The sequence below is a fragment of the Micromonospora craterilacus genome, from assembly GCF_003236315.1.
Taxonomy (GTDB): Bacteria; Actinomycetota; Actinomycetes; order Mycobacteriales; family Micromonosporaceae; genus Micromonospora; species Micromonospora craterilacus.
This window is the reverse complement of record NZ_POTY01000216.1, coordinates 1-12,615: the sequence shown is the minus strand read 5'-3', so window position 1 is coordinate 12,615 and position 12,615 is coordinate 1. Positions and strand designations below refer to the sequence as shown.

The window sequence follows — 12,615 nt, the reverse complement described above, 5'->3', positions numbered from 1 at the left end:
GTCAGATGGGTATAAGAGACAGGTGCGTGGGGCGGCGGGTCAGGACCTGGGGGCCGGCAGCCGTGATGGCGACGGTGTGTTCGGAGTGGGCGGTGCGCGAGCCGTCGGCGGAGCGGATCGTCCAACCGTCCTTGTCGAACTTGATTTTGTCGGTGGAGCGGCAGAACCAGGGCTCGATGGCGATGGTGAGGCCGGGGTCGAGTTTCACGCCGCGGCGGGCGCGGCCGTTGTTCGAGACGTGCGGGGCCTCGTGCATGGTGCGGCCGATGCCGTGGCCGCCGAACTCGGCGTTGACGCGGTAGCCGTAGGAGTCGGCGACCGCGCCGATCGCGGCGGAGATGTCGCCGAGGCGGCCGCCGGGCTGGGCGGCGGTGATGCCGGCCTCCAGTGCGACCTCGGTGGCCTCGATCAGCTTCAGGTCGGCCGGGTCGGGGGTGCCAACGATGATCGAGAGCGCGGAGTCGGCGACCCAACCGTCGATGCCGGCCGCCATGTCGATGCTGAGCAGGTCGCCGTCCCGCAGAACGTAGTCGTGCGGCAGGCCGTGCAGCACCGCGTCGTTGACCGACAGGCACAGCACGTTGCGGAACGGGCCGCGGCCGAACGAAGGGGCGTAGTCCCAGTAGCAGGATTCGGCGCCGCGTTCGGAGATCCGGCGGCGGGCGTGGTGTTCGAGGTCCATCAGGTTGACGCCGACTGCGGCGACACGGCTCAGCTCGGCGAGCAACTCGCCGACGAACTGGCCGGCCACCGCCATCCGGCCGATCTCCTCGGCGGACTTGAGCTCGATCACGACAGCCTCCCTCTCCCTGTGCGGTATTTTTATACCACGTCAGGTCGGGGGCTCCGGAGGGATATCCTGCTGCCATGGTTCGCCAACCACTCACCGCCGAACAGATCGCAGCGGGCCAGCGCCTCGGCGTCGCCCTCCGGGCCGCGCGGGCCGGCCGTAGCCTCGTCGAGGTGGCCCTGGCAGCCGGCATCTCCCCCGAGACGCTGCGCAAGATCGAGGCGGGTCGCCTTCCCGCACCGGCGTTCGGCACGGTGGTCTGCCTCAGCCAGGCCCTCGACGTACCCCTCAGCGACCTGGCCGACGTCTGGTTGACCGACATGCCCGTCCGCCAGGCGTCCTAGCGGCCAGCCGCACGCCAGCATCACTGGATCTAGGATGCGGCGATGCAGATCTCCATGTGGGTCCCCTATGACGAGAACCAGTTGCGGCGCACCCTCCAGTTCATCCTCCGTCCGCAGTTGAGGCTCATCCGTGTCCTGGGCGGAGTGCTGGTCGCCCTCGGCGTCGCCCTGCTGGCCGTGAAGCCGCTGTCGTCGCTGGCCTACGTTGCCATGATCCTCGGCCTGCTGTTCGTGGTCGCGGTCGCGCCGATCACGGTGGCTCTGTCGATGCGGATGCAGTCCAACGTCATCAGAGACGGGTTCCACATGACGCTGGACGACGAATGGGTGACGCTGACCTACCCGCTCGCCGAGTCGCGGTTCCGGTGGGCCGGCCTCGGCCGCGCCATCGAAACCCCCGAGGTCTGGTACGTCATGTTCGGCAAGCTCCAGGCGATCACCATTCCGAAGGACCCGATGACCGAGGAGCAGCGGACCACGTTCGCGGCGTTCGTCAACGGGTTGCAGCCCGCCGGCAAGTGACCGTGCCACGGACTGAGCCGGTACTCAGCGAGGCGGCGATCACGGAGCAAGCGCCGAGCCGTCAGCCGTTGGGGAAGGACACCTTCGTCAGCTCTTCGGAGACCCGCCAGACGCGCTGGGCGTCCGTGGCGCTACGAAGGCGGGAGAAGAGCTTCTGCTCTCCGGGAGGGCCGCCCATGTGCCCGAGCCCACTCGGCCCGTAGAACCGGCCGCTCTTGGCGTCGGGGGAGGTGGCGGCGTAGAGGGCGGGAAGCTGCGCGGTCTGGACCGTCCCGACGACGATGCCCCGGGCAGAAAGGACCCGGATAAGGCGTACGCCGTTGGTGTCCTGATCGCGTCCGACCTCGGGACGAGCGGCGAGCAGGCTCGTCGGAGCGACCCCCGGATGAGACAGGTTGCTCGTGATGCCCCAACCCTTGGCCTGACTGCGCCGGGCAAGTTCGAGGCCGAAGAGCCCAAAGGCGATCTTCGACTGGCTGTACGCACGGAAGCCGTGGTACGACCGTTCCCAGTTCAGGTCGTCCCAGTTGATGGCGTTCCGGTTCGCCGCGACGCTGAGCTGCGAGGTCACCCGTGCCCGGCCGGCCCGCAGCAGCGGCAACAGGTGGCCCACCAGGGCGAAGTGCCCGAGGTGGTTGGTGCCGAACTGGAGCTCGAACCCGTCGGCGGTGCGCTGCCGATCGGGCGGGGTCATCACGCCGGCGTTGTTGACGAGGATGTGGATCGGCCGGCCCTCCTCTCGTAGGGCCTCGCCGAGGGCTGCGACGGAGGCGAGCGAGGACAGGTCGAGCTCGCGGAGCGACACGTTCGCGTTCCGGTGCCGCTGACGGATCGTGGCGATCGCCGCCGCGCCTTTGCCCGGATTCCGGACGGGCAGGAGCACTTCGGCCCCGGCCGCGGCGAGCCTCGTGGCGAGGCCGAGCCCGATGCCGTCGCTCGCTCCGGTGACGAGGGCGCGTTTCCCGGACAGGTCGGAGACGGTGATGTCGATGGGCCTACGTGGCATGTTTCCACCCCTGGAAGTTCGGTTGTTGCCACCACCGTCGTGCAGGACGGCGGGTGTTATCCAGGGACGGTCGATCCACCGAAACGGACGGCCGGGAGGGAGGGATCGACAGGCCGTGGCTGGGCAGCTCCGCGGCCGGTAGTAATGAAGCAGCACCGAAGGAGGTACCCAGGGTGATCGACCGGACCGGACTGGCGGAGTTCCTCCGGCGTCGCCGGGCGTCGCTGCAACCCGAGGACGTCGGCCTCCCGCGCGGACGACGTCGCAGAACAAGCGGGCTACGGCGCGAGGAGGTGGCCTCGCTCTGCCACATGTCGACCGACTACTACTCGCGGCTGGAGCAGGAGCGCGGACCCCAGCCGTCCGAGCAGATGATCGCCTCCATCGCGCAGGGACTACACCTTTCCCTCGACGAGCGCGACCACCTGTTCCGGCTCGCCGGACACAACCCGCCCGCGCGCGGCGCGGTCAGCGATCACATCAGCCCCGGCCTGCTGCGCATTTTCGACCGCCTGCACGACACGCCTGCGGAGATCGTCACCGAACTCGGCGAGACCCTGCGACAGACCGCGCTCGGCGTCGCGCTCACCGGTGACACGGCCACCTACAGCGGCCCGGCTCGCAGCATCGGCTACCGATGGTTCACCGACCCCGCCACGCGACAGCTCTACGCCCCCGGCGACCACCCGTTCCTCACCCGCATGTTCGCCTCCGGGCTGCGCGAGATGGTCACGCTCCGAGGCCCTGGTTCCCGTGCGGCGTACCTCGCCGACCTGCTGCTCGCGCGAAGTGAGGAGTTCCGGGAGGTGTGGAACGACCACGAGGTCGGTATTCGTCCCCACGACGTCAAGCGTTTCGTCCACCCCGAGCTCGGCGTGCTGGAGCTGACCTGCCAGCGGCTGGTCGACCCGGACCAGGCCCATTCGCTCCTCGTCTACACCGCCATTCCCGGCAGCGAAAGCCACGAGAAGTTACAACTGCTCGCCGTCATCGGCACGCAGACGCTTCACTAGCGCGCCTCGGCGCGGTAGAAGACGAACCGGGCCAGCCGGGCCTTGCTGTGACCGTTTACGGCGCTGTCGGTCAGGCCGGCGTCGGCCAGCGCGGCCAGCACCCGCTCGGGCAGGCTGCCGGCGATCCGGGCATTGCGGTGAGCGCGGCCCCCGGCCCGCCCGGACGGTGTGCCGTCGATGTCGATCACGTGCAGTTCGCCGCCGGGACGCAGCACCCGTCTGACTTCACCCAGCGCACGCGCCCGCTCGTCGTCGTCGAGGTGGTGCAGCATGAACGCGGACAGCACCCGGTCGATGCTGTCGTCGGGCAACGGTAGTTCGCCGGCGAACGCCTGCTCGTACCGGATCCGCAGCTTGCTTCGGGCCGCCTTGCGGCGGGCGCGGCGTAGCGCGCCCGGGTCCGGGTCGATGCCCAGCGCGTCGGCGTCCGGGTGGCGACGCCCGAGCGTGCGCAGAAGGTTGCCGGTGCCGCAGCCGATCTCCAGGATTCGCTGGCCAGGCCGGAGGTTCGCACGGTCCAGAAGTTGTCCGTGCAGGCGTCCGACGCCGGCGAGCCGGGAGAACGGATCGTAGAGGGGCAGCAGCCAATGCTTGCCCATGGCGGGCAGGTAGGGCTGCCGCGTGTGCTCGGTGTTGGGCTGTCCGGTCATGTCACGCTCCGGTATCCGATGAAGTTCGGTCGTACTCTCAGCCTTATGCGGCGCGCAGCTACGGACAATGGCGGAACTGTGGATCGGATGCGACAAAGTTCGGCTCCAGCGTCCCGCGTCGTCGGGGTGACCGGGCAGGGCGTGCCGGTCATCGGCTTCGGCCGCGTACCCGGAATCGCCCCGGTCGCGGTGGCCCGTGTTCCCCAGGGAGCGCCGGTCTTCGACCCGGCCACCGGCGGCACCCACACGCACGACTTCCTGGTGCTCTTCTACGCACATCTGGCCAACGGGACGGTGCTGATCGACGGCCGGACGTGGACGGTGACCGACGGGGACCTGTTCGTCATCGCACCAGGGCAGGTCGTCTCCTTCGGTGAACCGTTCGAGGAGGCCGCCAGCGACGGCTGGGCAGTTTGGTTCCCGACCGACGTGGTGCGGCCCGGGACGTTCGGGGCCTACGCGTCGTGGCGGGCGCATCCGTTGCTCTTCCCGTTCGCCCGCGGCACCAACCGGGCGCAGCGGCTGCGCATCCCGCCGGCCGGCCGGGCAGGCTGGGTCGAGCGCTTCGCCGCGCTCGACGCCGAGCTGCGGTCCCGCCGCGACGGTCACCAGGAGGCCGCCCTCGCCCACCTGACCCTGTTGCTCGTGGCCGCGGCCCGGTTGTCGACCGGCGTCGCAGACCAGCTGCGGTCCGCGGACGAGCCGCTGCTCGCGGCCGTCTTCGAGGCCATCGAGCAGCGCTACCACGAACCCATCTCGCTCGCCGATGTCGCCGCCGGACTCGCGCTCACCCCCGGTCACCTCACCACCGTGGTACGCCGCAAGACCGGCCGGACCGTTCAGCAGTGGATCGCGCAGCGCCGCATGCAGCAGGCCCGCCTGCTGCTCACCGAAACCGAACTGACCGTAGCGGCGATCAGCCGTCGGGTCGGCTATCCGGACGTCAGTTACTTCATCAAACGCTTCCGCGCCGACCACGGGGTGACCCCGACGCAGTGGCGTGCCGCCGTCCCTCCCGCGCCGTGAACGGCGGCGGGCAGCCGCGTCGGCGTGGCGATCACCATCAAAGGAGCTGGCCCCGGGCCGAGGCCGGTGACGGGTTCGGCCTACGCTCGGCCGGTGCAGCTCGATCTCGTGGCGTTGATCATCGACGAGTACGATCCGGCCATCGCCTTCTTCACCCAGGTGCTCGGGTTCGACCTGGTCGAGGACTCGCCGTCGCTGACCAACGACGGGCGCCCGAAGCGATGGGTCATCGTCCGGCCGCCCGGGGCGCAGACCGGCATCCTGCTCGCCCGCGCGGACGGGGAGCAGCAACGGGCCGCCGTCGGCGCGCAGACGGCCGGTCGGGTCGGTTTCTTCCTACAGGTGGACGACTTCGACGCCACGTACCGACGGATGACCGAGGCGGGCATCACCTTTCCTCACCGAGCCGCGCACCGAGCCGTACGGCCGGGTGGTGGTGTTCCTCGACATCGCCGGCAACAAGTGGGACCTGCTCGGCCCGGCCTGACCGCCGGCCCGCATCGCTCGCGTACACTGCCGGGCAGTTGGTCGCGCTCGGAGCGCGACCCTCGCGGATAAGGCGGTGGAGATGCACCTCGTGCTTGCCACCGTCCGCCGCTCGCGCCTGCGACGACGATAGTCGTACGCCCCTTCGCGCGTTCCTCCCGTCGTGCCCGCACCCGTCGTGCGGCCGGCAAGCCTCGTGACGATCCTGTTCATCCCATCCCGGGGAGTACCCGTGTCCGTGCCCTCGTTGGCCTCGTCGTTGTCCGACTCCGTCACCGCCGCTGCGGCTCCGCTGGGGCTGGTGGACTTCGCGCCGCAGGTCCGCCGATCGGAGCACGCCGACTTCCAGGCCGACGGGATGCTGGCGGCGGCCCGGACCCTGCGGCGCCGTCCGCGTGACGTCGCGGCGGAGGTGGTCGCCGCGCTGCCGGCCGGGAATCTGGTGGCCGCGGCGCGGGTCGCCGGACCGGGGTTCGTCAACCTCGAACTGACCGACCGGGCGCTGCTGGCGCAGCTCGCCGACCGGCTCGGCGATCCCCGGCTGGGGGTCGGCACGGCGGAGGCCGACGTCACCACGGTGATCGACTACTCGCAGCCGAACATCGCCAAGGAGATGCACGTCGGTCACCTGCGTTCCACGATCATCGGGGACTCGCTGGTGCGGATCCTCGAACACCTCGGCGGCACGGTGGTACGGCGCAACCACATCGGCGACTGGGGCACCCAGTTCGGCATGCTGATCCAGTACCGGTTCGAACACCCCGAACCGCCGGCCACCACCGGCACCGCCACCATGCGCCGGCTGGCCGCGCTCTACCGGCAGGCCCGCGCCGCGTTCGACAGCGACCCGGCGTTCGCCGAGCGGGCACGGCGGCGGGTGGTGGCGTTGCAGGGCGGAGACCCGGCCACCCTGTCCGCCTGGCGGGACATCGTCGCCGAGTCGACCCGCTACTTCACCGACGTGTACGACCGGCTCGGCGTGCGGCTGACCGGCGCCGACGCGGTGGGGGAGAGCGCCTACAACGCGGCGCTGCCGGACGTCGCCGCCGAGCTGGCGCAGCGTGGGGTGGCGGCGGTCAGCGACGGCGCGCTCTGCGTCTTCTTCGACGACGTACGCGGGCCGGACGGCACGCCGACGCCGCTGATCGTACGCAAGCGCGACGGAGGTTTCGGCTACGCCGCGACCGACCTCGCCGCACTCCGGCAACGGGTCGGCGACCTGCACGCCGATCGGCTGCTGTACGTGGTCGACGCCCGGCAGGCGCTGCACTTCCGGATGGTCTTCGACACCGCGCGGCGGGCCGGCTGGTTGCCGCCGACCGTGCCGGCCGTGCACGTGGCGTTCGGCACCGTACTCGGCCCCGACGGGCGGCCGTTCAAGACCCGGGCCGGTGACACCGTCCGCCTGGTCGACCTGCTCACCGAGGCGGTCGACCGGGCCCGCGACGTGGTGGCCGCGAAGAACCCGGACCTGGCCGGTGCGGCGCTGGACCAGCGGGCCCGGCAGGTCGGCATCGGCGCGGTCAAGTACGCCGACCTGGCCACCGGCCGCACCCGCGACTACACCTACGACCCGGACCGGATGCTGGCGCTGGCCGGCAACACCGGCGTCTACCTCCAGTACGCGCACGCCCGCATCCGCTCCATCCTGGCCAAGGCCACCGGCGTCGAACCGGTCGTCGATGCGGAGGTGGCGCTGGAACCGGCGGAGCGGGCGTTGATCCTCGACCTCGACGCCTTCGCCGACACCCTCACCGAGGTCGTCGCCGGCTTCGAGCCGCACCGCCTCTGCGGCTACCTGTACCGGCTGGCGCAGACGTTTACCACGTTCTATGAGCGCTGCCCGGTGCTGCGTGCCGACGAACCGATTCGTGGCAACCGGCTGGCCCTGTGCCGGCTTACCGGCGACACCCTGCGTACCGGCTTGGAACTGCTCGGCATCGAGGCTCCCGACCAGTTGTAGTGGCGCCCGTGCAGAGGGGCGCGAGGGACCGGGGGAAGGTCAGGTCGCGTCGGGCAGCCAGGGCCCGAGGACGCTGGGATCCGCGACGGCCTGGCGCACCTGATCACGCTCCGGCTCGGTCAGCGACAGGGCCCGGAGCCGATCACCCCAGTCGGGCACCCGCTCCGGCTCGTCCAACGCGATCGACAACTCGATCAACCCGGCGAGTGCCCGAGCCTGTTCGACGGGCGGCGCGTCGGCACCGTGCCGGCGCAGCCCGGAATTGAGCGCCCGGAACGCCGCCCGGTCGTCGCTCTTGAACTCGCGCAGGATCCGCGCGTTGTCGAGGACCCGGGCCAGCCCGGTCAGCTGCGCCGAGCCGCCGTATTCCAGTTCCGCAGGCTCGTCGCGGGTGATGAAGATGATGGTGTTGCCCGACGGGTCGACGACGCTGAACCGCGACGCACCGGGCCGGTAGCGGGTGATCCGGGGCAGCCCCCGGGCGAGCACCTTGCCGTATGCGCGGCGCATCGCCTCGGTGAACGCCGCGTGGTAGGGCGCGACCGCGTCGACCATCACCAGGCAGCCACCACTGCTCTCGGCCGTCGGGTCGAGGTCGCGCGGCGCCGGACCGTAGTGCAACTCGAAGCCGCTCCACCGGAAGGCGAGGTAGATGTACGGCTTTCGCTGCTCGTACGTCACCGCGAAGCCGAGCGCCCGCCAGAACGCGACCGTCTCCTCGGCCGACGTGCAGGGCAGCAGCGGCACCGTGGTCTCGTTCGGCTGGACTTGATCGGCAGTCGTCATCATCGGGCTCCCCGGGTCCGGATCGACATTCCGGCCAGTGTGGCAGCGTCCATGCCGCGGTACCGGCAGGCCCGGTGGGGCAGGACCGGGCGGGGATGTGATCTCGATGGGGCGCCGACGTGTACCGACGACACGCCGGGGCCGACATGTGGGGTGTGACTTCACGACCGTCCCCCATATATGGTGTCCACAGCAGCTGGTTCGGTCGCCCATCCGGGGCGGCCGAGGCAACAGGGAACCCGGTGCGAATCCGGGACTGCCCCGCAGCGGTAAGTGGGAACGACCGCCGTCATCAGCACTGGGCCACCGGCCTGGGAAGCGACGGCCAGTAGGGGACCGGCGATCCGGTCACGCCCGCGAGTCCGAAGACCTGCCAGCGTGCCGCCCACCCGCAGCGGGTGGGCGGCGGTCCGAAGGCCGCGCGGGACGGCCGACGCCACTGCCGACGCGTGCCTGCCGCGTGTCGATCGTCGGTGTCCACTCCCGCGCGCCCAGGGCCTCCGGTCCGAGAACCAGGCTCGCGAGGAGTGAGTGGTGACAGTCACCGAGGCAGTCCCGGCCGACGGCATCGTCGCAGACGATCCGGCCGTACCCGACCAGCGTCCGTCGCGGGTGCGCGTACGCACCCGCGACGGCGCCACCGAAGCGGTGGACGTCGACGCGCTCGCCCGGACGGTGCGGCGGTGGTCGGCTGACCTCGCCGACGTGGACCCCCACCGGGTGGCGACCCGCACCGTCGCCGGCCTGTACGACGGCGCCACCACCGACGAGGTGGACCGGCTGGCCATCGCCACCGCCGCCGACCTGATCGGCGAGGAACCGCAGTACTCGCGGCTGGCCGCCCGCCTGCTGGCCCGGCAGATCGGCGTGGAGGTCGCCGGGCAGGGCGTCACCTCGTTCAGCGGGGCGATCCGCCGCGCCCACGCCGAGGGACTGATCGGCGACCCGACCGCCGCCTTCGTCGCCGACCACGCCGGCGTCCTCGACGCCGCCGTCGATCCCGACGGTGACCTGCGGTTCGAGTACTTCGGCCTGCGTACGGTCCACGACCGCTACCTGCTGCGCCACCCGACCAGCCGGCTGGTGCTGGAGACGCCGCAGTACTGGCTGCTGCGGGTGGCCTGCGGGCTGTCGACCACACCGGCGGAGGCGGTCGACTTCTACCGGCTGATGTCCAGCCTGGCGTACCTGCCCAGCTCGCCGACGCTGTTCAACTCCGGCACCCGGCACACCCAGATGTCCTCCTGCTACCTGGTCGACTCCCCGCGCGACGAACTCGACTCGATCTACCAGCGGTACGCGCAGGTGGCGAACCTGTCCAAGTTCGCCGGTGGCATCGGCATCGCCTTCTCCCGGGTCCGCTCCCGAGGCGCGTTGATCCGGGGCACCAACGGCCGTTCCAACGGCATCGTGCCGTGGTTGCGGACGCTGGACGCCAGCGTCGCCGCGGTCAACCAGGGTGGCCGCCGCAAGGGCGCGGCCTGCGTCTACCTGGAGCCGTGGCACCCGGACATCGAGGAGTTCCTCCAGCTGCGGGACAACACCGGTGAGGACGCCCGGCGTACCCACAACCTCAACCTGGCCAACTGGATCCCGGACGAGTTCATGCGCCGGGTGGAGGCCGACGGGATGTGGTCGCTGTTCGACCCGGACGAGGTGCCGGAGCTGCCCGACCTGTGGGGCGCGGAGTTCGACGCCGCGTACCGGGCCGCCGAGCAGCAGGGCCGCGCGGTGCGGCAGGTCCCGGCCCGCGAGCTGTACGGCCGGATGATGCGCACCCTGGCCCAGACCGGCAACGGGTGGATGACGTTCAAGGACGCCGCCAACCGGCTGTGCAACCAGACCGCCGAGCCGGGCAACGTGGTGCACCTGTCCAACCTGTGCACCGAGATCGTCGAGGTGTCCAGCGACGCCGAGACGGCGGTCTGCAACCTCGGTTCGGTGAACCTGGCCGCGCACCTGCGCGACGGCGGCATCGACTGGGAGCGGCTGCGGGCGACGGTGCGTACCGCGGTCACCTTCCTGGACCGGGTCATCGACATCAACTACTACCCGACGCCGCAGGCGGCGGCGAGCAACCCGCGCTGGCGGCCGGTCGGCCTCGGGCTGATGGGGTTGCAGGACGTGTTCTTCGCGCTGCGGCTGCCGTTCGACTCGCCGCAGGCGCGTGAGCTGTCCACCCGGGTCAGCGAGGAGCTGTACCTGACCGCGCTGGAGACCTCCGCCGAGCTGGCCGAGCGGTTCGGCGCGCACCCGACGTTCGCCGCCACCCGGGCCGCCCGGGGGCAGCTCCAGCCGGACCTGTGGGGCGTCGCCGGCACCCAGACGCAGCGGTGGGCGGCGCTGCGGCAGCGGGTCGCCGCGCACGGGTTGCGCAACTCGCTGCTGGTGGCGATCGCACCGACGGCCACCATCGCCTCCATCGCCGGCTGCTACGAGTGCATCGAGCCGCAGGTGTCCAACGTGTTCAAGCGCGAGACGCTGTCCGGGGAGTTCCTCCAGGTGAACACCGCGCTGGTGGGGGAGTTGAAGGCACGCGGGCTGTGGACCGAGCCGGTCCGCGCCGAGATCAAGCGGGCCGACGGCTCGGTCCAGGGCCTCCAGGAGCTGCCGGCGGCGGTACGCGAGCTGTTCCGTACCGCGTGGGAGCTGCCGCAGCGGGCGCTGATCGACCTGGCCGCGGCCCGCGCGCCCTTCATCGACCAGTCCCAGTCGCTGAACCTGTTCATGGCCGACCCGACCATCGGCAAGCTCTCCTCGATGTACCTGTACGCCTGGAAGTCCGGGCTGAAGACCACCTACTACCTGCGTTCCCGGCCGGCCACCCGGATCCAGCAGACCACCGTCACCCCGACCCGGGCCGCCGCGACCGGCTTGCTCGACGTCGTCGCCGCGCCGGTCGACCCGGCGCTGGCCTGCTCGCTGGAGAACCCCGAGAGCTGCGAGGCCTGCCAGTGACTCTCCCCGATATCGACCACTCGACCACAAGGACCTCGCACATGCTGCTCGACCCCGGGATGGACCTGACCCTCCGCCCGATGCGCTACCCGCACTTCTTCGACCGGTTCCGGGACGCGATCAAGAACACCTGGACGGTGGAGGAGGTCGACCTGCACTCCGACCTGACCGACCTGGACCGGCTCTCGCCGGCGGAGCGGCACCTGGTCAGCCGGCTGGTGGCGTTCTTCGCCACCGGTGACACCATCGTCGCCAACAACCTGGTGCTCAACCTCTACCAGCACGTCAACAGCCCGGAGGGCCGGCTCTACCTGTCCCGGCAGCTGTTCGAGGAGGCGGTGCACGTCCAGTTCTACCTCAACCTGCTGGACACCTACGTGCCCGACGAGGAGGAACGCGCCGCCGCGTTCGCCGCGGTGGAGAACATCCCGTCGATCCGGCGCAAGGCCGAGTTCTGCTTCCGCTGGATCGACTCGCTGCACGAGCTGCGCGAGTTGCGTACCCGGGAGGACCGGCGGGCCTTCCTGCTGAACCTGATCTGCTTCGCCGCCTGCATCGAGGGGCTGTTCTTCTACGGCGCGTTCGCCTACGTCTACTTCCTGCGTTCCCGGGGTCTGCTGCACGGCCTGGCCTCCGGCACCAACTGGGTGTTCCGCGACGAGTCGATGCACATGGCCTTCGCCTTCGACGTGGTCGAGACGGTACGCCGGGAGGAGCCGGACCTGTTCGACGACGACCTCGCCGAGCAGGTACGCCAGATGCTCACCGAGGCGGTCGAGTGCGAGGCGCAGTTCGCCGAGGACCTGGTCGGCCAGGGGGTGCCCGGCCTGACCCTGGCCGACATGCGCGAGTACCTCCAGTACGTGGCCGACCAGCGGCTGGTCCAGCTCGGCATCGCCGCGCACTACGGGTCGAAGAACCCGTTCGCCTTCATGGATTTGCAGGACGTGCAGGAGCTGTCCAACTTCTTCGAGCGCCGGGTGTCGGCGTACCAGGTCGGGGTCACCGGCACGGTCGCCTTCGACGACGACTTCTGAACGCGACCGGGGGGCCGGCCCGCAACGGGCCGGC

At 70.7% G+C, this 12,615-nt stretch carries 11 protein-coding genes, 1 pseudogene and 1 riboswitch; of the genes and pseudogenes, 8 read left to right on the top strand and 4 right to left on the bottom strand.

All coding sequences use genetic code 11. The features are described 5' to 3' along the window. Position 1: 1 nt before the first annotated feature. Entirely contained in the window at positions 2 to 793 is a 792-nt protein-coding gene (map, locus tag C1I95_RS26385; protein WP_111217720.1) for a type I methionyl aminopeptidase, read from the bottom strand. 74 nt (positions 794 to 867) lie between these two features. On the opposite strand from map, the gene C1I95_RS26380 reads away from it, so the two are divergent. Both C1I95_RS26380 and C1I95_RS26375 read left to right on the top strand, forming a co-directional pair. Beyond that, positions 868 to 1,134, top strand: a complete 267-nt coding sequence (locus C1I95_RS26380; RefSeq protein WP_111217718.1) for a helix-turn-helix domain-containing protein — start codon at positions 868 to 870, stop codon at positions 1,132 to 1,134. A gap of 42 nt (positions 1,135 to 1,176) precedes the next feature. Beyond that, on the top strand, positions 1,177 to 1,656 hold the full coding sequence (locus C1I95_RS26375; protein ID WP_111217716.1) for a YcxB family protein: 480 nt from the start codon (positions 1,177 to 1,179) through the stop codon (positions 1,654 to 1,656). Positions 1,657 to 1,717: 61 nt separating this feature from the next. Here the strand turns inward: C1I95_RS26375 and C1I95_RS26370 are convergent, their stop codons facing one another. Next, positions 1,718 to 2,662, bottom strand: coding sequence for an SDR family oxidoreductase (locus tag C1I95_RS26370; RefSeq protein ID WP_111217714.1), 945 nt, complete (start codon positions 2,660 to 2,662; stop codon positions 1,718 to 1,720). Positions 2,663 to 2,835: 173 nt separating this feature from the next. Here C1I95_RS26370 and C1I95_RS26365 point away from each other — a divergent pair, with 173 nt between their 5' ends. Further along, complete coding sequence (locus C1I95_RS26365) at positions 2,836 to 3,675, top strand: helix-turn-helix transcriptional regulator (protein WP_111217712.1); 840 nt, start codon at positions 2,836 to 2,838, stop codon at positions 3,673 to 3,675. Here C1I95_RS26365 and C1I95_RS26360 read toward each other — a convergent pair. Next, positions 3,672 to 4,325, bottom strand: coding sequence for a class I SAM-dependent methyltransferase (locus tag C1I95_RS26360; RefSeq protein ID WP_233513894.1), 654 nt, complete (start codon positions 4,323 to 4,325; stop codon positions 3,672 to 3,674). The genes C1I95_RS26365 and C1I95_RS26360 overlap by 4 nt on opposite strands. A 141-nt stretch (positions 4,326 to 4,466) precedes the next feature. On the opposite strand from C1I95_RS26360, the gene C1I95_RS26355 reads away from it, so the two are divergent. From C1I95_RS26355 to argS, 3 genes and pseudogenes are all read left to right on the top strand, one after another. Then, positions 4,467 to 5,351: an AraC family transcriptional regulator gene (locus tag C1I95_RS26355; RefSeq protein WP_233513895.1), complete on the top strand. Its 885-nt coding sequence runs from the start codon at positions 4,467 to 4,469 to the stop codon at positions 5,349 to 5,351. Positions 5,352 to 5,444: 93 nt separating this feature from the next. Further along, a pseudogene (locus tag C1I95_RS26350) lies at positions 5,445 to 5,838 on the top strand (VOC family protein). A 237-nt stretch (positions 5,839 to 6,075) separates the two neighbouring features. Further along, complete coding sequence (gene argS, locus C1I95_RS26345) at positions 6,076 to 7,800, top strand: arginine--tRNA ligase (protein WP_438941341.1); 1,725 nt, start codon at positions 6,076 to 6,078, stop codon at positions 7,798 to 7,800. Positions 7,801 to 7,839: 39 nt separating this feature from the next. On the opposite strand, the gene C1I95_RS26340 is transcribed toward argS, so the two are convergent. After that, positions 7,840 to 8,586: a DUF8817 family protein gene (locus tag C1I95_RS26340; RefSeq protein WP_111217724.1), complete on the bottom strand. Its 747-nt coding sequence runs from the start codon at positions 8,584 to 8,586 to the stop codon at positions 7,840 to 7,842. A 195-nt stretch (positions 8,587 to 8,781) separates the two neighbouring features. Beyond that, a riboswitch (cobalamin riboswitch) is annotated at positions 8,782 to 8,964 on the top strand. 189 nt (positions 8,965 to 9,153) lie between these two features. Here C1I95_RS26340 and C1I95_RS26335 point away from each other — a divergent pair. Beyond that, positions 9,154 to 11,544, top strand: a complete 2,391-nt coding sequence (locus C1I95_RS26335; RefSeq protein ID WP_111217722.1) for a ribonucleoside-diphosphate reductase subunit alpha — start codon at positions 9,154 to 9,156, stop codon at positions 11,542 to 11,544. Between the two features lie 41 nt (positions 11,545 to 11,585). Continuing rightward, positions 11,586 to 12,581: a ribonucleotide-diphosphate reductase subunit beta gene (locus C1I95_RS26330; RefSeq protein ID WP_111217708.1), complete on the top strand. Its 996-nt coding sequence runs from the start codon at positions 11,586 to 11,588 to the stop codon at positions 12,579 to 12,581. Positions 12,582 to 12,615 lie beyond the last annotated feature (34 nt).

Coding starts and splice junctions, on each gene's coding strand:
- C1I95_RS26380 (WP_111217718.1), top strand. CDS start 868: ATGGTTCGCCAACCACTCACCGCCGAACAGATCGCAGCGGGCCAGCGC.
- C1I95_RS26375 (WP_111217716.1), top strand. CDS start 1,177: ATGCAGATCTCCATGTGGGTCCCCTATGACGAGAACCAGTTGCGGCGC.
- C1I95_RS26370 (WP_111217714.1), bottom strand. CDS start 2,662: ATGCCACGTAGGCCCATCGACATCACCGTCTCCGACCTGTCCGGGAAA.
- C1I95_RS26360 (WP_233513894.1), bottom strand. CDS start 4,325: ATGACCGGACAGCCCAACACCGAGCACACGCGGCAGCCCTACCTGCCC.
- C1I95_RS26340 (WP_111217724.1), bottom strand. CDS start 8,586: ATGACGACTGCCGATCAAGTCCAGCCGAACGAGACCACGGTGCCGCTG.
- C1I95_RS26330 (WP_111217708.1), top strand. CDS start 11,586: ATGCTGCTCGACCCCGGGATGGACCTGACCCTCCGCCCGATGCGCTAC.